Origin of the sequence: Butyricimonas sp. DFI.6.44, assembly GCF_022132345.1 — a bacterium.
Lineage (GTDB): Bacteria > Bacteroidota > Bacteroidia > Bacteroidales > Marinifilaceae > Butyricimonas > Butyricimonas muris.
The window spans coordinates 184,688-204,893 of sequence record NZ_JAKNJD010000003.1 but is presented as its reverse complement, the minus strand read 5'-3'; the positions used below and the strand labels follow the sequence as shown (position 1 = coordinate 204,893).

Below are 20,206 nucleotides of genomic sequence, written 5' to 3'. Positions count from 1 at the left end.
CGTTATTCAAACACAACCAAAAAGTATGTTAAAAATAAGTCATTTAACCAGACTCTTTTTTAGCGGGATTCTGCTATTGAGCTTCTCCGGTGTATTCAGTCAGGAGCAAGAGGATAAACTCTTGCAACTGATGAAGCAGGAATTGAAATACAACATGGAGGAGTTAAAGAAACAGGAAAATATCCCCTATTACATGAACATGCGGGCGATGGACGACTATACCATAACGGTGGTAAGCTCGTTCGGGGCTGTAACTACCGCCAATGCAAACCGCACACGCACTCTAGTACCGCAAATCCGTTTGGGAAGCCCGGAACTGGATAATTTCAAGTATAATATGCAGGGAGGATTTGCCGGACCTAACGCACAAGGAGCACAGGGCGTAATTTTACCCTTGGATGATAACGCTTCGGATGCCATCCGGGAAGCGATCTGGCGGGAAACTCTGCAACGTTACGAGTATGCCCGTACCATGTATGATCAGGCAAAGACTCGCGCCACGGTAAGCGTGGAGGACGAAGACAAAGCACCGTGTTTCTCTGAAGCGCCCGTGGAACATTACTACGAAGCGCCCGTGGCTGCAGGAAGACAAAAAATGGATATTAAACGGGCTTGGGAGCAACGAATGGACGAGGTTTCCGCCGTGTTCAAGACTTGTCCCGAATTGCGTCAAGGCTCTGCCAGCTTTAGTTTCCAAGTATTACGCACCTATTTCGTGAACAGCGAAGGAAGCGTGGTCGTGCAGAACCGGGTATCCACTCGGGTAATGTTAATGGCATCACTGAAAGCAGCTGATGGGATGGAATTACCATTGAACATGGATTATTTTGCCTACACGCCGGACGAGTTGCCGGATAACGACCGGATGGTCGCCGACGCACAAGATATGATCAAACGCTTGCTGGCACTGCGTGACGCACCGGTAGCCGACCCGTACACGGGACCCGCCATTCTCTCGGGCCCCGCGAGCGGCGTGTTCTTTCACGAGATTTTCGGTCACCGTTTGGAAGGTCACCGTTTGAAATCGGGCGGTCAGACCTTCAAAAAAATGGTTGGAGAACAGGTATTGCCCACTGATTTTCAAGTGTATTGTGACCCCTTACAAAAGCGTTATGCCGACACGGATTTGTACGGTCATTACGTGTACGATGATGAAGGCGTGAAAGCTCGCCGGGTAGATAACGTGGTGAACGGTGTGCTGAAAGAATTCCTCATGAGCCGAGTACCGTTAGACGGTTTTCCGGTGAGCAACGGTCACGGGCGTACCTCCGGGGGAGGCGATCCTGTTTCCAGACAATCTAATTTAATCATCGAAACCAATCGTCCCTACACGGAAGACGAATTGCGTGCCATGCTAGTGGAAGAAGCCAAAAAGCAAGGAAAAGAATACGGTTATTATTTCCGCACCGTAACAAGTGGTTTCACGTACACGGGTGAGGGAGGAAGCCTGAACTCGTTCAACGTGACTCCCTTAGAAGTGTATAGGGTATTCGTGGATGGTCGCCCGGATCAACTGGTGCGAGGCGTGGACATGATCGGGACTCCCCTGTCCATGTTCTCGAACATCACGGCTGCCGGCAACAAACCGAGCGTGTTCACGGGCGTTTGCGGGGCAGAGTCAGGCTGGGTACCCGTGACAGCAACCTCTCCCACGATATTCGTGAGCCAGATAGAAACACAACGCCGGGCACAAGCACGTGATATAGCCCCGGTTTTACCTTCACCGAAACCGGAAAATAAAGTTACCGGTAACACGGACGAAACGATTTTCGCGGCAATGCGTTCCGAGCTGGAGCGCAATAACGCAGCACTGATTTTACCAAACGGCCCGAAACCTTACTATATCTCGTACACAGTGGCACGTTACCGTCGCTTCTCGGTAGCCGGTTCATTAGGAGGCATCATGTTCTCGAATGTTTCACCGTGGCAAATGAACGGAGGTACGCAAGTGATGCTCGGGGATTACCAACATAACAGCGACGTACAATACTCGGAACAAATTGCCCCCACGCAATTACCCTCGGAAGTGGATTACGACATCATCCGCCGCGGGTTCTGGGAAGCATCAGATATGATGTACAAGTACTCGCTAGGAATGATGGCACAGAAAGCGAATTACTTGCAACAAAATCCCCGGTCACCCGAGGAATCTGCCTTGGCGGAAATGCAACAATTACCCGCGGTTACCCGCATACAAGAACGGGAAACAAAATTCGAGATCAATCAAGCCGCCTTGGAACAGCTTGTAACCGAAGCCTCGGCTGTATTCAAAGAGTACAAGGATATTTATAACTCCAGCGTGGCAATCAGCGGAACAGAAATAGACCTTTACCGGCTGACCACGGAAGGTGTGCAATTAAAAGAACCCGGCGGGCACGTGACCGTGTCGGTTTCCGCAGAGGCCCGTGCTGACGACGGTTCAACCGTGGGAGATTCTTTCTCGCTCTCGTTACTGAGTCCGGCAGAACTCCCCTCCGTCGAGGAGTTAAAAGAACGGGTGAAAGCCTTTGCCGAAGGATTGATGCAATTGAAAGCTGCGCCCCCGGTGGCAGAGTACTACAACGGACCGATCATGTTCGAGGGAGGAGCCGTGGCAACGATTCTGGCAAACAATCTCTTGTACCGCGGCGGATTGATCGCCGCCCGTTCACTTGGTCCGTCCCGGGGAGGACTGGAAGACCAGTTCGGGAGCAAGATCATGGATAGCCGTCTGACAGTCAAAAATTACACGGCGATGAAAGAATACAACGGTACACCGTTGTACGGGCATTACGAGATAGACGGCGACGGTGTTACCCCGGAAACAGAAATGACTCTGGTCGAGAAAGGAGTATTCAAAAAGATGCTGAACGGACGCATCCCGACACAGAAAGCCCCGGAAACAACAGGCAGTTCCCGCTTTATACTATCACCGCAAAGCCCGACTGTTACAACGGGAACCGGAACGATTCACGTGCAGGTGGAGAAAGGCACTTCCCACGAAAAAATGAAGAAGATACTCATCAAAGCGGCAAAAGAAGCCGGACAATCGTGTGCCTACATCGTGAGAGGAATTGCCGGATCGGCACTCGTGGTCTACCGCGTTGATCTCAAGGACGGGAAAGAAACCCGTGTCCGTACCACCGGATTCCGCATGCCCGACTTGACAAAATTGCAGAAAATCACGGCGATATCGTCAAAAGAAGAAATAATGAATTACCTGCCGGAGTACTATCCCGCCTCTATGATCTATCCTGCCGGAATGATCGTGGACGGCTTGGTAATCGACAAGGCAAACCCGAAAACTGCAAAGGAACCGGCACTAAAAGTCCCGAGACAACGGGAACAAGAATAATCAAGTTATCCATTTTAACTAAAAATCTCCCGTGAAAATCAATCCGAATCAACACGGGAGACTTTTAAAAACGAACGAGAAGATGAAAAAGTTTTTATTTACCGTATGCATGTTATTCAGTTGTGTCATGTTAGCTGTGGCACAAGGAGATAGTTACAAAATCGAGGGACGGTTAGACAACTCCGTCAACGGAAAATTACTGTTGGTTGCCAACACGGAAAACGGAATGATCGATATCGGCGAGGCCGTGATCACGAACGGAGCTTTCGAGTTTACAGGCCGGATGCCGGAAACGACACTGGTCTACTTGATGCCGGTCAAGAAAAACACTATATTGGCAGCCATGATGTTGGAGAACGCAGTTTACACGATTACCATGGGCACCAACGAACTGCTCGTGGAAAGTAGCGGTGAAGCCCAGAATATATGGAAAGAATTCAACGATCTGGACAAGTATCTGGCACAAAGCGAACAACAGCTACAAGCACAAGCCCGGTCAAATCCGGCGCAAGCACAAAAACTGCAACAGGATTTCAAAAAAATAATCACACAAGTAGAGGCAGAAGAATTGGCATTACTAAAAAAATACAACGACACGTACGTGGCAGCCTACGTCGTGGCAGCCAAATTGCCTCAAACTCTTGACGAAACGAAACTGGCAGAACGCTACGATATACTGGGAGAAAAGGCAAAAGCAACCATTTACGGCAAACAAATCGCTACCGAACTGGCAAAGATCCAAAAAATAGCGATAGGAGCTGTTGCGCCCAATTTCAGTGCCCCGCTATCCGATGGCGGCGTACTTTCTTTGTACGAAACAAAGGCAAAAGTAAAAGTCATCGACTTCTGGGCATCTTGGTGCGGTCCCTGCCGACGGGAGAATGTGAACCTGATAAAAATCTACAAACGCTTCCGCCCGAAAGGACTGGAAATCATCAGTGTTTCAATCGACGACAACAAACACGCTTGGTTAGCCGCAATTGGTCAGGACGGCTGTAATTGGAAAAACGTGTCCGACTTGAAAGGACGACATTCCGAAATCGCCGCCGAATACTGCGTGAAAGGCATCCCCTGCACCTTTATCCTCGACGAGGAAAACCGCATCGTGGCTAAAAACCTCCGCGGCAGAGAACTCGAGAAAAAGATTGAGGAAATGCTGAAAAAGAAGAAGGATTAGTACTAGAGTATATACTTGTCATTGTATTGGTTGGATAAATAGTATTCAACCGACACAATGACAAGCAATATATTAAATCACTGTTTTATAACTCTAAACAACCTCTAAAAATCAAGATTATGAACAAGAAATTTAAATTAATTTTTGGTAGTGTTGTCTTTTTGGCGGGTGCTTTATTAATTGTTCTCAGTCCATCACATTTTATTACAACGATACTGATGCTTATAGGTATAATTTTCATCCTTAATGCATTAATCAAAAGAAAGGTCGTTTTTTTAATAATATCCATAATATTGACAGTGCTGGCTATATTAGTATATATTAATATACATAGCTTCAGGAGTATCGAGCGTATTGAACAACAAGTAAACAAAGTAGAGTATATTGAAAATGAATAGTTAATAAACAAAATTCAATTTGCTCATTTTGTACACTAAAGTAATATTTAACTAATTAAATTTATTGCCTATGGAATAATAAAAACAACTATTCACCAAATAGATATGAATTATCAATGAATAATACCTAATTCCCAATATTATGAAACTACTACTACTATTTTTGGTAATAAGTACATTGATCTGCTTATCGTCATGTGCATCGTTACATGAAAACTTGTCGAAAAAGGAACTTGAAGAAGCTGTCCGTGCAAAAATAGATAGCCGGAAATATAGAATTGATTTAACACCTCAGGCTTTTACCGGGGAAGAGGGTACAAACTTGTATATCCCGGAGTATTTTCAAGTGTGCGGAGATTCTATAATCTCTTGCATGATATATGATAATCCTTTTCCGGGTTCGTTCCCACCTAAAAATTATATACAACACATGCGAAGCGTTAAGTATGGAATTTTGGACTACAAACAAACAGAAACCCGACGAGGTCGTATAATTGTCAGCTTTTGGTATAAAATAAAATACGACGAGTATGACCCTTATGTGTTGGCAAAATATAAAGACAGGCTTGTACCTTTGCATTACAGATTAGAATTTGGTAAAACACCTAGAGTGCGTGTTATCCAACAAAATGGATACATGGTATTTGGAACATTATCATTATAGAATGATGATGCCATAAATTCATTATCAACCAACAATTTATGAATTATGAAAGAATCGAAGATCTTTTTATTTGTATTTCTAGCTTGCTTCAGCATCACCGTCCCGATAGAAGTTTCGGGACAAAGCATAGTGATTATCGGGCAAGACTCTTTTGAAATGTACTCCAACCCCTTAAAAGCAAAACAAATCCTGCATGACAAAGTATATGAACGCATACCCGAGGGTGACTATATCCGGGATATGCCACCTTACGTGGCATGGTGGCGGTTACAGAATGACTCGTTATTTCTGGATAGAATCGTGGATTGTTACAGTACCGTACGTTCTGATAATCATAAAACCGTTTTAATGGATATAGAAGGCATATTCGATGCTTACCTGCAAGACGGAAAGATTTTTGCCTCGTGGTATAGCGGGGAGTTGGACGTCGCAGGTGGGGAGTGTATATATCAGGCAGGAATGGGATTCCGATCGGATTACGAAGATCAATGGATATACCGGGTAGAAAATGGATGCGTTGCATCTAAAACGACATACCGTAATGAAAGAAGGGAGACAGCCCTTTCGGACAACATTGTATCTTTAATAGAAACCCTATTTAACGGAGATCGCTTTCCCGAGTTAGCAGATAACTACGTGATTGCTAAAGTGCAGGTAATTCCCCGCCCTGACGGTTCCATCGACAGCCTTGGTCTTGCCATTCGCGTGGTAGCGGATAAATCCTCTATCAGTCAAGTGAGAGATGATGACGGGCAATGGATAGAAAATGATTTTTCCAATCCCTACATACAAGAATTGAAAGAATGTGTGCTACTTGTACCCGCATGGGACTACGTGAAACTCCGCGGTCAAGTGCATCCCATGCCGGGATGCGAATTGAGGATATGGGAAGGCAAGGGATGCAAGGATGTCTGTTCTAATTCTTTTGACAACTGGGCATTCATCGACACGCTTTCCGCAAACGGGAAAACCTACAAGTTAAAAAATACCCCTCTCCAATATGATATGAACCTTTATGCCCGAATACGTTCCCGTTTGCGGGATGAGTTCATTCCCTCTTGTTTACGGGGATATACTGCTAACTGGGAAATCCGGGATGGCAAACTCTACCTCATCTCGATCCGGGGAGCAAAATCTAGACAGCCGCTCCCTCTTGATGTCATTTTTCCCGGGAACAACGGAAACCCAATAGAAGCAACATGGTACACAGGTGAATTATATTTATCAACTGGGAATGACTTGGAAAGGGGCAACTCTGCCCGGAGAAACACATCTTACAAAGTGAAAAAAGGAAAGATTATCAAGTAAACGGTCTTCAACAATTGTTATATAGTCGGTGTTTGTGTGGAGGGGGAGCCTGACCTGTTTGGCTCTCCCTCGTGCTTACAGAAGAAAAGCTCATTATAATCTCGACCTCGGGAAATTTTCCCGACTTCATCCAAAATAAAAAAACGCATATAGAAGATAGGCCCCGGGATACGGATAAGCGATATTGATTTTTACGGTTATTCATTGAAAGGATGATAAACGAAATTGCCCGCCGGTGAGTTCTTCACGAGGCATAAAAATCAATAACATGGAAAATAAAAAAACAGGAACAAAAACATCATCCAACGAACCCCGGTACGGGGGTGAACACGTGTTTATCTGGGGTGAAGGCTATTGCAAGCGAGCCTTGTACGCGGATATACTTTACGTGCAGGGATCGGGCAGTTACAGTACATTCCACTTTACCGACGGAACTCAAATAATTGTTTCCTACTGCCTGGCAATAACCGAACGGTCGTTACCGGAGAGCAGTTTCGTCCGGGTACACCAGAGTTTTATCCTTAACTGGCATTTTATCGACACGCTGGTAGGAAATTCGGTGAAAATAGGGAGCGAGTGGTTCCCCGTCGGAAGGGCTTACCAGAAGCGTTTGCAGGGAACGTTACATTTCTCGGAAATTTCTCGGAAAACCCGCAAAACAGAATCATAGTATCAATAATCTAAAATAATAACCACACCTCGCGGGTATATTTATCGGCGGGATTCCGTGGAAAAGTTTACCCTTCACTATATTCAGAATCCCGGGAACAATACCCGGTGTAGAGCCGAAGTGCATTCGATGAGATAAGGGTGTAATAAGGGATCAAAGACGTTTCACCTTCGATACAAAGACGTTTCAAAGACGTTCGGGGGCGTAGGCGAAAGGTCTTTGACCCGGGAGTGCCGCGGGAATGATTTTTTTCTACCCGATTTCTTCCCCGGGATATCGAAAGAAGTTACGGGGTGAGCGGTTTTTTGTCGGAATTCGACGTTAAATCGTCGAATTTAAAAAGATAACGTCGTTTTTAAATTAGAGTTGCAACACGGTAGTAGCAGGCAATATCTTTGTCCCGGACAATGGGAGAAAAGGACGGAGAGGAAAGAAAAATAGTAGTAATGAATTAAAAAGGACGAAGAATGGCAAAGACGGAAGAATCTATTCGAGGGAAAGTTGGAAACACGGTATTTTACCGGGTAGGCAACGAAACCCGGGTGAGAAGTACGGCGTCAAATTATATTGACGCAGACACGGTGAAACAGCGGGCAAATCGTTCCTGCCTGAGAGTGGCAGTACGTTTTTATCAACACCTGAAGGGGACTATATTACAAGAGGCATGGAAAGTGGCGGCGGGAGGCTCCGGGATAAACGGTTACAATGCATTCATGAAACTGAACATGACGGTGTTCCGGTCGGACGGCAAGATCGGGGATTTCTCCCGCCTGCAATTGTCCGTGGGGCTGTTGCAAAAAGCGAACCACCTGAAAGCCACGGTCGCAGACGACGACACGGTGACACTGACATGGGAGAAGGGTATGGATGTGCCCTCGGCACGGGAGAATGACGGCTTGGTGGTAGTCGTGCTGTACGCGAATCGCTCTTTCTCGCCCGTGTTTATCGATACGGACGGCGCAACGCGAGGGGGCGGGAAGGCAATATTCCGCCTGACACGGAAACAAGGTACGGCAGCCCATTTATACAGCTTTTTCAAGGAAAAGGAGGGGAAGGCGTATTCGGCGAGCCAATACATTCGAATTTAAGATTTATGATTTAAGATTTATGATTTTATTAATTCAGTGATTTACATTTTCAATTTTCAACTTTCAATTTTCAATTAACATGAAGAGAGTGATTAACAACATCGAAAAAGGAGAAGAAATAACCCTGTTATTACTGCGGCAACTGAAAGAATACCGGCAGGAGGTAAGGTTAGCGATAGAAACGGCGGCAAACGTATCGCACAGATTGATGACCGCGGCGGAAGTTTGCAAGGCAATGAATATCTCCGCCCACACCTTGCGCCGTTACGAGAAGTTGTTCGCTATTCCCGTGCGGAGAGTGGGGAACAAGAAGTTTTACTTCGAGGCAGAGATCAAGAATAGTATTGTCACGGGATTGAGATGGTGGAAAGAGTAAAGGGCGTTGTCAGTGCGGTCGGCGGGGTGATCGACCGCCTGACGCTCCCGGCGAGGGAGAAGAAGCAATTGGAAACGGATTTGCTGCGGATTTTTATCGAATGGGAAAAGCGGGTAATGGAAGCCCGCGCGGCAGTGCTGACGGAAGAGGCCCGGGGTACATGGTTACAACGATCGTGGCGTCCGTTGGTGATGTTGACATTCGCCTTGATTGTTCTCGCGGGGACATTCACGAGCCTGCCCATGCTCGCCGATACCTCCCGCTTTTGGGATTTGCTGGAAATCGGGTTAGGCGGCTACGTGGTGGGAAGAAGCGGGGAAAAAATCGTGCAAGCCTTCACGGGAAAAAAACGCTTCTAATTTTTGATTTATGATTTACGATTTATGAGTTCATTTTCAATTTTCAATTCTCCATTTTCAATTGTTAACCACCGTTTGGTGGGAGACGGGGTAAGGCATCTGGTGTGCGCGAAGAACACGCGTAAACTTGTAGGACCGGATATGATTGTTTTACATTACACGGCGGCAGCGGGTAGTGAGGCGGCGGCAATTTATCTGACAAGACCTGACGTAAGCGCTTCAGCACATCTGGTGATCGGGCGGGAGGGAAAGATCATTCAACTGGTGCCGTTTGACACGGAGGCGTGGCATGCCGGGCGGAGCTGGTACGCGGGACGTTCGGGACTGAATCGTTATTCCATAGGGATCGAACTGGATAATCTCGGCTTATTGCGGTTACGTGAAGGGTTGTTTGTTGCCGAGTGTGGACGAATCGTTGCGCCGGAGGAGGTTTACACCCATGACTCGAACGGGAAATTGACTTACTGGCATCGTTACACGAGGGTACAGGTACAAGCATTGATGAAGGTATGCGAAGTGCTGGAAGAATATTACCCGATCAAAGACGTGGTGGGACATTCGGCTATCACGACAAGGAAAATCGACCCGGGACCGGCGTTGGAGGAAGCGTTTAAAAATTTATGATTTATGATTTCATGATTTTTGATTCATGGATTTAAGTGTTTACATTTTCAATTTTCAACTTTCAATTTTCAATTATTTTATGGCAGAATTTAATTCTTATTTGTTAGGTAAAGCGAGAAAATCAGTTGGTAACATCACGTTGTGTTACACGAAAGGGAAGAACATCGCGAAGGCGAAGGTGTTCTCGAGGAAAGACAACCCGACACCGGAGATACTGGCACAGCGGGCAAGGATGAAAGCATTGGTGCAACTGGGACGGAATCTTTTACCGGTGATCCGCAAAGGATTCACGGGTATCGGGAAAGGTTCGACGTCAAACGCATTCGTGGCAACGAATCAAGAGGCGATCTTGGTGGACAACAAGAACGTGGCAACGGTGGACTTCGAGCGGCTGCGGGTGGCAACGGGGTTACTTACTCCGCCGAAGGTGACGATGGCGTACGACGAGGAGAGTAAGAAGTACCAGTTCACGCAGGAGGTACAGGAAGAGGAAGACGGGTACGCTTCCGCAGAGGACAAGGTGTACGGCGTGTTGTACGAAACGGAACGGGACAGGTCAAGGCTAGTGATGTTGAGAGCCCGCGGCGAGAGTGGCAGCACAAGTTACGCGCTCCCGGAAGACTGGGATAGCACGAAGGTGAAAGTGTATTGCTTCGCCATGCTGAAGAACGGGAAAGGAGCATCGGACAGCGTACTGATTTCTTGATTTATGATTTCTGATTAGGTGATTCCTGCCGCACGGGGCTTTGCTTTTGTGCGGCAGAATCCTCTTTCATTTTCAATTTTTAATTTTCAATTGTATGAATTATTTTATGATAGGAATGTTTTCGACACTGAGTTTAAATTCAGTGTTGTCGCAAATGGCGGATCATTTTTTCGCCGGGGTAGTAAGTATCGTGGGCGGAGTGGTTAGCTCCATCGTTGTCGCCCGGGTGAAACGGCGATGGAGACGACGACAGGAATAGTGGTAATAGATTCCGATTCGGCACCGAACTGGTGCCGAATCACAAAAGAAGCATAGTATTGTTAAGTACTTGTTACTCAAACACGAAGTAATTGTTCCAGCTTTCAAAAGCCGATAAATATGGATTTCACGAAAGAGTTTTGTAACTTGCAGCAACTTAAAAACAAACGATATGTACAATTTTGACCAAATAATAGATCGCCGGAACACGGCTTGCGCAAAATACGATAATCTGGCAAACGTGTTCGGGGTTACGGATATCCTTCCCATGTGGGTGGCAGATATGGATTTTCAGGCAGCACCTGAAATTCTGGAAGCCGTACGCCAATGTTGTGAAAAAGGAGTTTTCGGGTACACGTTCCGAACGGATGAAGCAAAACAGGCTTTCATTGACTGGACGGCACGTCGCCACGGCTGGCAGGTAAAACAAGAGTGGATATTAAGTAGCCCGGGTATCGTGACGGCATTGTCCCTCGCCGTGCGAGTGTACACGGGGAAAGGGGATAAAGTACTTATTTTTACCCCCGTTTACCCGCCATTCCATGCCGTGGTGAAAGACAATCAACGGGAACTCGTGTGCAGCACGTTGAAAGTAGAAGACGGACATTACCGCATCGACTGGGAAGATTTCGAGCGGAAACTGCAAGAAGGAGTGAAACTGCTTATCATCAGCAACTCGCACAACCCGGTAGGCAGGGTATGGACGAAAGATGAACTCACCCGCGTGGGTAATCTTTGCCTGCAACACGGGGTAACCATTCTCTCCGACGAGATACATGCCGACCTTGCCCTGTTCGGACACAAGCACACGGTAATGGCAGCCCTGTCACCTGAAATTGCCGACATTACGGTAACCATGATGGCTCCCAGTAAAACATTCAATATCGCCGGAATGATGAATTCCGTTATCGTGATTTCATCTCCCGAACTACGCCGCCGTTTTGAAAAGGAAATATTATGCCTGCACTTGGATTTAGGAAATATCTTCGGGCATATCACGTTGGAAGCAGCCTATAAACATGGTGATGCATGGCTGGACGAGATGCTCCGCTACCTCGAAAAGAACATTACCTACACGCAACAATTCCTGCAACAAGAACTTCCCCGGGTAAAAATGATTCCCCCGGAAGGCTCATTCCTGCTCTGGCTGGATTTCCGGGATACCGGGTTGACACACGAACAGGTGCGGGAAAAATTACTCAAGGAAGCAAAAATAGGGCTCAATAGCGGTACCGACTTCGGCGAAGAAGGCAGAGGATTCTTCCGCATGAACATCGGTTGCCCCCTTGCCACGGTAAAAGAGGGACTCGAACGAATAAAGAAAACATTTATTCCCCTATTGTAATAATCATTACAAAATATCTCTCCCTCGTGCCTTATCTTTGTATCAGAAATCAAAAACAACTACAAGATGAAACGAACAATAATCAAGATAGACGAGGAAAAGTGTAACGGTTGCGGTTTATGCGTACAAGGTTGTCACGAGGGAGCGTTACAGTTAATAGACGGGAAAGCCGTCATGATCAGCGATTTGTATTGCGACGGGCTGGGTGCGTGTATCGGGGAATGTCCCGTCGGCGCTATTGAACTGGAAGAGAGAGAAGCGGAACCTTATAGTGAAGAGGCTGTCATGGAGCGTATCGCTCCTAAAGGGCAACACGTGACACTGGCTCATTTACACCATTTGAAAGAACATGGAGAAACAGAATTGTTAAAACAGGGAATGGAATACCTTAAACGCCATAACATTCCCGTGAACCTGCAAGAATTACATCCCGCCCAAAAACTGGGATGCGGGTGTCCCGGCTCCATGGCAAGAGAACTGAAACCTGTCACGAAAGCCGCCCCGGTCGCTTGTGCCGGAAATTCGGAACTCCGGCAATGGCCCGTTCAATTACATCTGCTTAACCCGCAAGCCGGGTATTTCCAAAACGCGGATGTACTCCTTGCTTCCGACTGTTCGGCATTCGCCGCCGGAAACTTTCACGAGCGTTTCCTGAAAGGCAAGATTCTGGCAATCGCCTGCCCGAAACTCGACCACAACACGGACTCCTACGTGGATAAACTTCGCGGTATGATTGACGATGCCAAGATCAACACGTTAACGGTGGTAATCATGGAAGTTCCCTGTTGCGGCGGACTATTCCAAATGGCATTGAAGGCAAGAGAACAAGCCTCACGCAACATTCCGGTCAAACGAATTATCCTTTCTGTGGAAGGAGAAGTAAAAAGCGAAGATTGGATGTAGTATCCTGTTGTAAAACATCTTATAACGAGAGCAATCGACATACATTATTACTATTTTTGTCCCCTCAAAAATAGGATTATGCATATAGATTTCACTACCATTATCGACTATATCGGGACCTTCGCTTTCGCGATCAGCGGTATCCGTCTTGCTTCTGCCAAACGTTTTGACTGGTTCGGGGCTTATGTTGTGGGAGCAGCCACGGCTATCGGGGGTGGAACAACCCGGGATTTATTACTGGGTGTCACCCCTTTCTGGATGCACCAACCATCCTACCTGATTGTCACGGGACTTGCCCTCCTGTTCGTCATCATGTTCGGAAAACACGTGATCCGGCTAAATAATACCTTTTTCATTTTCGACGCCATCGGTCTGGGGCTATTCACCGTGGTCGGCATCGAGAAGAGCTTACTCGCCGGATTTCCCACGTGGGTAGCAATCATCATGGGTATGACCACCGGAGCCGTCGGAGGAGTCATTCGTGACATTTTCATCAACGAAGTACCCCTTATCTTCCGAAAAGATATTTACGCCATCGCCTGTATTCTCGGCGGCTTTATCTACTTCGCCTGTGATGCCCTCGGCATCGGTCACGTCACCACGCAAATCGTCACTGCCGGAAGCGTCATCCTTGCCCGTGTTGTCGCAGTGAAATACCACATCAGCCTCCCGGTACTGAAAGGGCATGAAGATCATTAGTATGAATCGGAAAAATGTGCCTGAAATTGTATTCCATAAGATACAACTCCAAGCACATTATTTCTCGGTCACTACGAGCTTTGCACGTCTACGATAATATCTATTTCACTATAATCCTGAAAATATCATCCTTTACGAAATGATAATCTTCATTACTTATTTCTATTGATAATATATACACACCCTTGGGGATTTCGTGATGAAACGGGATAGTAAAAATCCCGCCGCCATTAATTGTACAAGCCGCTTTCATAGCTTCGGCATCACCTTCTCCGTCCACCTTTACATCTGCCACCCGATAAGTAATCGGAGCCGTTCCCAACACCCCCTGTATCCCCGTGGAAACCCAATCGGATTCATTCTCCCATCGTATGTACTCCTCCACTGTCCATTCCAAATTCACCACCAACGAGTCCGGAACATAAACAGCATTTTCCGTTTCCAAATAGCCAATTTTCACATCATGACATGACATCGCCACGACAACCAGCAATAAAAAACCAGCAATATATTTTCCCATAATTCTATTCATTTATAATTCACCACAATAAAAATTGTAATCCAAGGAAATCACGACACCTGTATTCGTTTGAATATCCGGACAAGCCAACGGAATACTTTTTTGAAAATCCAAAGAAACGCAATAAAGAGTCAGCGGACCGGCATCTTCCACCCCGTGAGCAGGAGTAGACACCGTGTAAAGCCACACCTTTCCTCCTCCCAAAGTTGACATTTCAACACCACCGTCACGTCCGGAAGAGGCACTCGTGCCGATACTGCCGCGAGGAATATCCGTCATCATGTACCGGCCTTTAATCACGTGGCGCAACACGATTTTCTTACACGTGTCCGCGGGGATACTGTTTACATCAATGTACGCGCTGTCATACATCCAATTACGGATAGAATGATTAGTCGGTCCCAAAAACGTTATCTGCTCCCCGGGTCCCTCTCCCTCAAACAAAGAAGTTAACCCGGCACGTTCAATAACACGTACAATGGTATCCCAATTATATGAATCCCCTTTCAAGTACTCCAGCATAGAACAATCATGAACTCCATCTGAAATACCCGTATCAATATAATTATATTTTGTATTACAAGCCCAAAACGTGGCTAACAACAGTCCAATAATTAATTTTTTCATGGCTATAACTTTATTTTCTATTAAACCAATATGTATTCTGAATCATCATAGGATTCAAAAGGAACGCTCCATCCCCTATCGGTAAAAAAAGAGCACCATCCGCCACTTCCTGATCCGTCAATAAACTATACACTTCCTCCTCTTCCTCGTGAGGGAACGGGAAAGGAACAAACACCTTATTTTTAGGCAATTCTGTTTTATAATATCCTTTATTTCGCATGATATCAAAGTAACGGTGGTCTTCAAAAATCAATTCTTTTTCTCTTTCCCGGAAGATCGCCATTTGTAAATCACCATCCGCATATTCAACGGCTTTTGATCTCCGCTGAACTCTCCACAAATCCTGCACGGCACCGTTTGTATTCCCTAAATGCATCCGTGCCTCCGCCCTCAACAGAATCAAATCGGCCAAACGCCAAACCATCCTGTTCACGTCGAAATTCACAAATTCTAAAGTCTGTTCAGAAGTCGTGGAAGTACTGTACAACCCTTTTCTGTATTTATACTCGAAAGCATATCCGCCACAGGCGCGTGCGCTGTCCGGATCATTTGAATATAATTCCGGTTTATAAAAAAAAGCGTTCTTGCGTTCATCTGCTCCCGGGTACATATCGAGAACCGTTTGAATTTTCAATTTCCATTGATTACTATTAATATCTCCCGGAAGTGCTCCCGGAACAACAGGAAAACCGACAAACCAACGAGCGGATGTAAAAACAGTCCCATCCAATGTTTTATCTTGTGCGTTCAATTCTATCTCGAAAATACTCTCTTTACCATTACGTGTATTTAAAGTATTCGCAACCAATAACTCGGCACTATTCTCCAATTCATAAAACCCGCACTCGTCCGTGTCGATCACTTTGGATGCATAAGTATCCACCTTTTCCCAACATGCACGCACTTCTTCATCACTCAAACCTTTCCCCATCGCAGCTTTCCACGCGTAGATGTGTGCTATCAAAGTTGCCGCACTACCTTTACTACCGTATTGCTTCGAGGTAATTCTGGCTCCGGCATAATCCACCAATTCTTCATGCTTCTTCAATAACATGAAAGCTCTTTCCGCACAAGCTAATGCCGTATCCAAAACCTCCACCATCGGCTTTTTAGGACGAGCTTGAGTATCCTCTGTATGTCCGGAAATAACGGCATCTCCCCAATAACGGGCCAATTGCAGATAACATACCCCTTTTATGAAATTTGCCTGTCCATAATAAAAATCCATCCGATCTTGAGCGCACACGGGTTGTTGGACGTTATCAAACAACAAATTGCATTGATAAATCGCATCATAGAAACTCTTCCAACTTGTCCCGACAGAATTCCATAAATGAAAACGCATAAAAACATCGGGAGATGGGAAATGACCGGAAGGAGAAGCATCCGTTTTCACCCCCGCATATTCCAACGTATTAAAAGTTCGAAACGACCATGCCAGTATCGCGTGCATTCCGCGAGTCAGCGCGGCTATATCCTGTTCATTTTTATAAAAATTAGTAAAGGTAACAGAATTTTCAGGCTCAACGTCCAACATACTGCTGCATGAAATACTCAAGCACAACACAATTGCAGCCAATAATTTTATCAATTTTCTCATAACCTATTCATCTAAAAATTTACGGTAAGTCCTAAAGATATCTTCCGGGCCAACGGGTAGTAATTAAAATCATCCATCCCCGAGTACATATCCACGACCTCCGGATCTAAACCGGAATAATTCGTCAATGTGAAAAGATTCTCGCCCGTGAAGAACAATCGCACACCGGACAGCTTCAATTTCTTTACAACCTGTTTAGGCACATCATAACCTATCGTGAATTGTTTCAACTTGATATAACTTACCTTTTCCAAGTTGGAAGCCAAAGTCCCCCCAAATTGCTGCAAAATATCACTATAAGCAGCCTTTCTCGGGTAATCGGTAATATCTCCCTCTTTTTCCCAAAAAGATACTTTACCCACGTTCTCCAAAATCGGAACATCCGGGTTTCCTGTTAAAGATTTATGATTATAAGTTCTATACATCTTACGTCCAAGAGAGTAAGTGAAAAGAATGTTCACATCGAACCCTTTCCATTTAACTTCATTCACCCAACCTCCATAAGCCAACGGCAAGGCACTACCTTGGTAAACCATATCTCCCGCACCGATCATGCCATCCCCATCAATATCCAAAATTCTCCTTGTTCCCTCCTCATAACGGGTAGCAGCATTACCGCTTCCGTTTGCACCTACATACATTTTATGCTTGTAACCTCTTTGGTCATAAACATAAGGGATCTCATCATCCGTCTGATAATAACCGTCATCCTCGTACAAGAAAATAGAATAAAGCGGTCGTCCGATAACGTATTTTTCCACGTCACGCCCCGTGTAACTCTTCTTGAAAAGATTCCAGTTACGGGAAATATTAAATTTCATCCTCCAAGAAACGGCTGTTTCACGGAAGATATCAGCCTCCAGCTCCAGTTCCAATCCCTCGTTCGAAACCCGCATGGCGTTCTGCCATTGATTCGTCATAAAACTCCAATTACCGCCCAAGGGAACGTAATACAAAAGACCTTTCGTCAATTTATAATAATAATCCAACTTAAATTTTATACGATAATCAAACATATCCATATCCAGCCCCAAATCATACTGGTCACTCTCTTCCCATGTCAACCGACGATTAATCATTCCACCCATGGGATTCGGAGAAATTGTCGTTTGTCCCAAGAAAGTCCCGTTCGGAACCATCACGCCGTGCGCCAAGTATGCCTGCCCGAACTGTTGCCCGGAACGTCCCCAAGAAGCACGAATTTTACCAAAATTCAACCAAGACACGTCTTCCAGAAAACTTTCTTCTGAAAAAGCCCACCCGACAGCCGCCGACGGGAATGTAGCCCAACGCACCTTATTCCCAAACACGGAAGAACCATCCTTACGCCAAGTTGCTTCAAAAAGATAGCGTTGCATATAATTATACGCCAAACGGGCATAATAACTGACCAACACTTTTTCTGTCCGATCCGTTTTAGCTTCTTTCAGGTATATGGTCTGCCCATTAACCTCAACAGATGTTCCCTCGTCCACGATATAATGAATCTTGTCACTGGCTCCCCCCAATCCTTTCGCCGCGATATAATCGTTCTGATCAGACTGGTAAGAAATACCGAACAACGCGTCTATATTGTGTTTCTCGTTAAAAGAGGTTTTATAGGTCAACATATTCTCGTTCAAAATTAACAAGTTCCGGTCGACCTCCCCGATAGAAGAACTCAGACCGTTTGTCGGATCCAAAGTACTGGGTCGAAAATTATTTCTCATTCCTTGATTGTAATCCAAGGAGCCAAGTACAGACAAATTCAATCCCTTGTACAACTGGTATCTTAAGTTCAGATTCGCACGCAAACGGTAAGATTCATTCTTCTCAATGGAAGTATTCAACTCTTCGAGCAATTTCTCCTCATTTATCCCCCCGGCGGCAAGAAGAGAGGAAGTAGTTTTGGGATCTACCGTCAACCTCTCGATTTTTGACCCGGACATGGTACCACCGGTACCGGCCCCGCGGCTACGGTCTGTATACGCAAAATACAACCTTGTATCCAGACTCAAATTCCGGGCAGGTTGCGTACCTAAATTTACAATCAGATTTACACGGGAGAAATCACTCCCGTACATGATCCCCTTTTCAGTATAATAGCCGGCCCCCACGAGGTAATTTATCGTTTCACTTCCCCCGCTTGCTTGAATATTTGCGTTTACGATTTCCCCGGCACGGAATGCATAACGGAACCAATCCGTGGAATTATTATAATACGGATTCAAGGAATCCTGTAACTGTCTTTTCCCGCTTGTGCGCTTCATCGCGTTGTACCACCAACGGTCATATAATCCCAAACCGGTTTTAGAATCCAAATAATTCTGCGGGAATATATATTCCCCGTTATTATACCCGGCCATATGTTCATTCTTCATCACGTCAAAATTAAAAGCCCTCTCGCCTCGCCCTCCCGTTTGTACCGGAGTCTCGGGTAATATAGAGTAAGAATAGGATACATTTGCAGAAAAACTGGCCCTACCGGCTTTACCCTTTTTCGTGGTAATCAGGATCACTCCATTTCCGGCACGAGAACCGTAGATTGCCGCAGAAGCTGCGTCTTTCAATACCTCGACGGACTCTATCGTCGACGGGTCAATCTCTGCCAACGCATTCGTCCCCGTGATTGGAGAAGTAAACGAATGTACAGGAACCCCGTCAATCACGTACAACGGTTCCCCGTAATCGCGACCGTCCCCCACGAACAGGGAATTATATCCCCGGATAGCAACAACACTACCGCCGCCACCGGGAGCACCGCTCTGCGTATTGATCTCGACTCCCGCCATCCGGCCTTGCAACAGATTTTCGAGGCTTGCCGTCGGAACCTCTTTGATATCGTCCGCTTTCACGGAGGATATAGCCCCCACGACTTCCCGCTTTTTCCGTTCCCCGTAAGCCACCACGGTTACCTCGTCAATACTTGCCAAATCCTCTTCCAACGTGATTCTAAGCGTATCAGAGGGGAGCTTGAATTCCAGCTCTTTCGTCTTAAACCCGACGAAACTCAATACCAGCGCACCTTTCGTGATCGGCAACCGGAAAACAAAAATCCCTTTATTATTTGTTGCCGTACCGATATTCGTGTTTTTCAATCTTACTGTTACGCCCGGTATAGGCTCCTTCTTCTCGTCTATCACTCTACCGACCAACACATGTTCTTTTTGAACCGAATCCCTCGTGACAACCGGGTTTTTCGTGTTAAGAATAACCACGTTATTCACGATGGAATACGTCAGATTCGTACCCTTCAACACGTGCAACAACACATCCTCCAAAGCCATATCCTTCACGTCGATAGAAATATTCCTGACGCTTTTGATATCCTTGTTATCAATGTTATAAAAGAACCCGTAATCCGTTTGCAATTTCAACGATTGAATCACTTCTTCCAAAGTCGCCCCGTTCAATTTAAGACTGACCGTCTTATTCTGAGAATAGAGGCTTGCCGATACATTCATCGACATCACGAACAAAAAAACTGTCAATAATCTTGTCATAAGCCACATTTTTCGAAAACAGTTCCCCCGTATAGGAACGTTCCAACGATTTTTTTTCATACATTTGT

At 45.8% G+C, this 20,206-nt stretch carries 19 protein-coding genes; 15 read left to right on the top strand and 4 right to left on the bottom strand.

Features of this window, described 5'->3' with window-relative positions:
• Positions 1-25: 25 nt before the first annotated feature.
• The 15 genes from L0M98_RS05985 (at position 26) to L0M98_RS05915 (ending at position 13,909) form a co-directional block, all read left to right on the top strand.
• Positions 26-3,334 (top strand): metallopeptidase TldD-related protein, encoded by a 3,309-nt coding sequence (locus L0M98_RS05985; RefSeq protein ID WP_227216526.1) that lies wholly within the window; start codon positions 26-28, stop codon positions 3,332-3,334.
• Between the two features lie 82 nt (positions 3,335-3,416).
• Positions 3,417-4,511 carry a TlpA disulfide reductase family protein gene (locus tag L0M98_RS05980; RefSeq protein ID WP_227216524.1) on the top strand — a complete coding sequence of 365 codons (1,095 nt, stop codon included), beginning with the start codon at positions 3,417-3,419 and terminating at the stop codon, positions 4,509-4,511.
• A gap of 119 nt (positions 4,512-4,630) precedes the next feature.
• On the top strand, positions 4,631-4,909 hold the full coding sequence (locus L0M98_RS05975; protein ID WP_186976066.1) for a hypothetical protein: 279 nt from the start codon (positions 4,631-4,633) through the stop codon (positions 4,907-4,909).
• 142 nt (positions 4,910-5,051) lie between these two features.
• Complete coding sequence (locus L0M98_RS05970) at positions 5,052-5,573, top strand: hypothetical protein (RefSeq protein ID WP_186976067.1); 522 nt, start codon at positions 5,052-5,054, stop codon at positions 5,571-5,573.
• 45 nt (positions 5,574-5,618) lie between these two features.
• Entirely contained in the window at positions 5,619-6,881 is a 1,263-nt protein-coding gene (locus L0M98_RS05965; RefSeq protein ID WP_227216522.1) for a hypothetical protein, read from the top strand.
• Positions 6,882-7,149: 268 nt separating this feature from the next.
• Entirely contained in the window at positions 7,150-7,551 is a 402-nt protein-coding gene (locus L0M98_RS05960) for a LytR/AlgR family response regulator transcription factor (protein WP_186976070.1), read from the top strand.
• A gap of 467 nt (positions 7,552-8,018) precedes the next feature.
• Positions 8,019-8,639, top strand: coding sequence for a DUF6266 family protein (locus tag L0M98_RS05955; RefSeq protein WP_186976071.1), 621 nt, complete (start codon positions 8,019-8,021; stop codon positions 8,637-8,639).
• Positions 8,640-8,718: 79 nt separating this feature from the next.
• Positions 8,719-9,015 (top strand): MerR family transcriptional regulator, encoded by a 297-nt coding sequence (locus tag L0M98_RS05950; protein ID WP_186976072.1) that lies wholly within the window; start codon positions 8,719-8,721, stop codon positions 9,013-9,015.
• A complete protein-coding gene (locus L0M98_RS05945) occupies positions 9,000-9,374 on the top strand; it encodes a 3TM-type holin (RefSeq protein WP_227216520.1) in 375 nt (124 codons plus the stop codon). The genes L0M98_RS05950 and L0M98_RS05945 overlap by 16 nt, the downstream gene beginning before the upstream one ends.
• A 24-nt stretch (positions 9,375-9,398) precedes the next feature.
• Positions 9,399-9,998, top strand: a complete 600-nt coding sequence (locus tag L0M98_RS05940) for an N-acetylmuramoyl-L-alanine amidase (RefSeq protein WP_237961673.1) — start codon at positions 9,399-9,401, stop codon at positions 9,996-9,998.
• A 79-nt stretch (positions 9,999-10,077) separates the two neighbouring features.
• Positions 10,078-10,704 carry a DUF6266 family protein gene (locus L0M98_RS05935; protein ID WP_227216510.1) on the top strand — a complete coding sequence of 209 codons (627 nt, stop codon included), beginning with the start codon at positions 10,078-10,080 and terminating at the stop codon, positions 10,702-10,704.
• Between the two features lie 94 nt (positions 10,705-10,798).
• Positions 10,799-10,963, top strand: a complete 165-nt coding sequence (locus L0M98_RS05930) for a hypothetical protein (protein WP_227216508.1) — start codon at positions 10,799-10,801, stop codon at positions 10,961-10,963.
• Positions 10,964-11,134: 171 nt separating this feature from the next.
• Positions 11,135-12,307: a MalY/PatB family protein gene (locus L0M98_RS05925; protein ID WP_227216506.1), complete on the top strand. Its 1,173-nt coding sequence runs from the start codon at positions 11,135-11,137 to the stop codon at positions 12,305-12,307.
• Positions 12,308-12,373: 66 nt separating this feature from the next.
• Positions 12,374-13,210, top strand: a complete 837-nt coding sequence (locus L0M98_RS05920; protein WP_227216504.1) for an ATP-binding protein — start codon at positions 12,374-12,376, stop codon at positions 13,208-13,210.
• Positions 13,211-13,288: 78 nt separating this feature from the next.
• Positions 13,289-13,909 carry a trimeric intracellular cation channel family protein gene (locus L0M98_RS05915; protein ID WP_099291486.1) on the top strand — a complete coding sequence of 207 codons (621 nt, stop codon included), beginning with the start codon at positions 13,289-13,291 and terminating at the stop codon, positions 13,907-13,909.
• 100 nt (positions 13,910-14,009) lie between these two features.
• On the opposite strand, the gene L0M98_RS05910 is transcribed toward L0M98_RS05915, so the two are convergent.
• Genes L0M98_RS05910 through L0M98_RS05895 form a run of 4 tightly spaced genes read right to left on the bottom strand, consistent with a single transcriptional unit; the run spans position 14,010 to position 20,138 of the window.
• Positions 14,010-14,429, bottom strand: coding sequence for a hypothetical protein (locus L0M98_RS05910; protein WP_099291485.1), 420 nt, complete (start codon positions 14,427-14,429; stop codon positions 14,010-14,012).
• A 12-nt stretch (positions 14,430-14,441) separates the two neighbouring features.
• Positions 14,442-15,056 (bottom strand): fasciclin domain-containing protein, encoded by a 615-nt coding sequence (locus L0M98_RS05905; protein WP_227216502.1) that lies wholly within the window; start codon positions 15,054-15,056, stop codon positions 14,442-14,444.
• 10 nt (positions 15,057-15,066) lie between these two features.
• A complete protein-coding gene (locus L0M98_RS05900) occupies positions 15,067-16,656 on the bottom strand; it encodes a RagB/SusD family nutrient uptake outer membrane protein (RefSeq protein WP_227216495.1) in 1,590 nt (529 codons plus the stop codon).
• 11 nt (positions 16,657-16,667) lie between these two features.
• Positions 16,668-20,138, bottom strand: a complete 3,471-nt coding sequence (locus L0M98_RS05895) for a SusC/RagA family TonB-linked outer membrane protein (RefSeq protein WP_227216486.1) — start codon at positions 20,136-20,138, stop codon at positions 16,668-16,670.
• Positions 20,139-20,206: the final 68 nt, after the last annotated feature.

Bases quoted from the DNA above. Each gene is read 5' to 3' on its own strand.
- L0M98_RS05985 (WP_227216526.1), top strand. From the start codon at position 26: ATGTTAAAAATAAGTCATTTAACCAGACTCTTTTTTAGCGGGATTCTG.
- L0M98_RS05980 (WP_227216524.1), top strand. From the start codon at position 3,417: ATGAAAAAGTTTTTATTTACCGTATGCATGTTATTCAGTTGTGTCATG.
- L0M98_RS05975 (WP_186976066.1), top strand. From the start codon at position 4,631: ATGAACAAGAAATTTAAATTAATTTTTGGTAGTGTTGTCTTTTTGGCG.
- L0M98_RS05970 (WP_186976067.1), top strand. From the start codon at position 5,052: ATGAAACTACTACTACTATTTTTGGTAATAAGTACATTGATCTGCTTA.
- L0M98_RS05965 (WP_227216522.1), top strand. From the start codon at position 5,619: ATGAAAGAATCGAAGATCTTTTTATTTGTATTTCTAGCTTGCTTCAGC.
- L0M98_RS05960 (WP_186976070.1), top strand. From the start codon at position 7,150: ATGGAAAATAAAAAAACAGGAACAAAAACATCATCCAACGAACCCCGG.
- L0M98_RS05955 (WP_186976071.1), top strand. From the start codon at position 8,019: ATGGCAAAGACGGAAGAATCTATTCGAGGGAAAGTTGGAAACACGGTA.
- L0M98_RS05950 (WP_186976072.1), top strand. From the start codon at position 8,719: ATGAAGAGAGTGATTAACAACATCGAAAAAGGAGAAGAAATAACCCTG.
- L0M98_RS05945 (WP_227216520.1), top strand. From the start codon at position 9,000: ATGGTGGAAAGAGTAAAGGGCGTTGTCAGTGCGGTCGGCGGGGTGATC.
- L0M98_RS05940 (WP_237961673.1), top strand. From the start codon at position 9,399: ATGAGTTCATTTTCAATTTTCAATTCTCCATTTTCAATTGTTAACCAC.
- L0M98_RS05935 (WP_227216510.1), top strand. From the start codon at position 10,078: ATGGCAGAATTTAATTCTTATTTGTTAGGTAAAGCGAGAAAATCAGTT.
- L0M98_RS05930 (WP_227216508.1), top strand. From the start codon at position 10,799: ATGAATTATTTTATGATAGGAATGTTTTCGACACTGAGTTTAAATTCA.
- L0M98_RS05925 (WP_227216506.1), top strand. From the start codon at position 11,135: ATGTACAATTTTGACCAAATAATAGATCGCCGGAACACGGCTTGCGCA.
- L0M98_RS05920 (WP_227216504.1), top strand. From the start codon at position 12,374: ATGAAACGAACAATAATCAAGATAGACGAGGAAAAGTGTAACGGTTGC.
- L0M98_RS05915 (WP_099291486.1), top strand. From the start codon at position 13,289: ATGCATATAGATTTCACTACCATTATCGACTATATCGGGACCTTCGCT.
- L0M98_RS05910 (WP_099291485.1), bottom strand. From the start codon at position 14,429: ATGGGAAAATATATTGCTGGTTTTTTATTGCTGGTTGTCGTGGCGATG.
- L0M98_RS05905 (WP_227216502.1), bottom strand. From the start codon at position 15,056: ATGAAAAAATTAATTATTGGACTGTTGTTAGCCACGTTTTGGGCTTGT.
- L0M98_RS05900 (WP_227216495.1), bottom strand. From the start codon at position 16,656: ATGAGAAAATTGATAAAATTATTGGCTGCAATTGTGTTGTGCTTGAGT.
- L0M98_RS05895 (WP_227216486.1), bottom strand. From the start codon at position 20,138: ATGACAAGATTATTGACAGTTTTTTTGTTCGTGATGTCGATGAATGTA.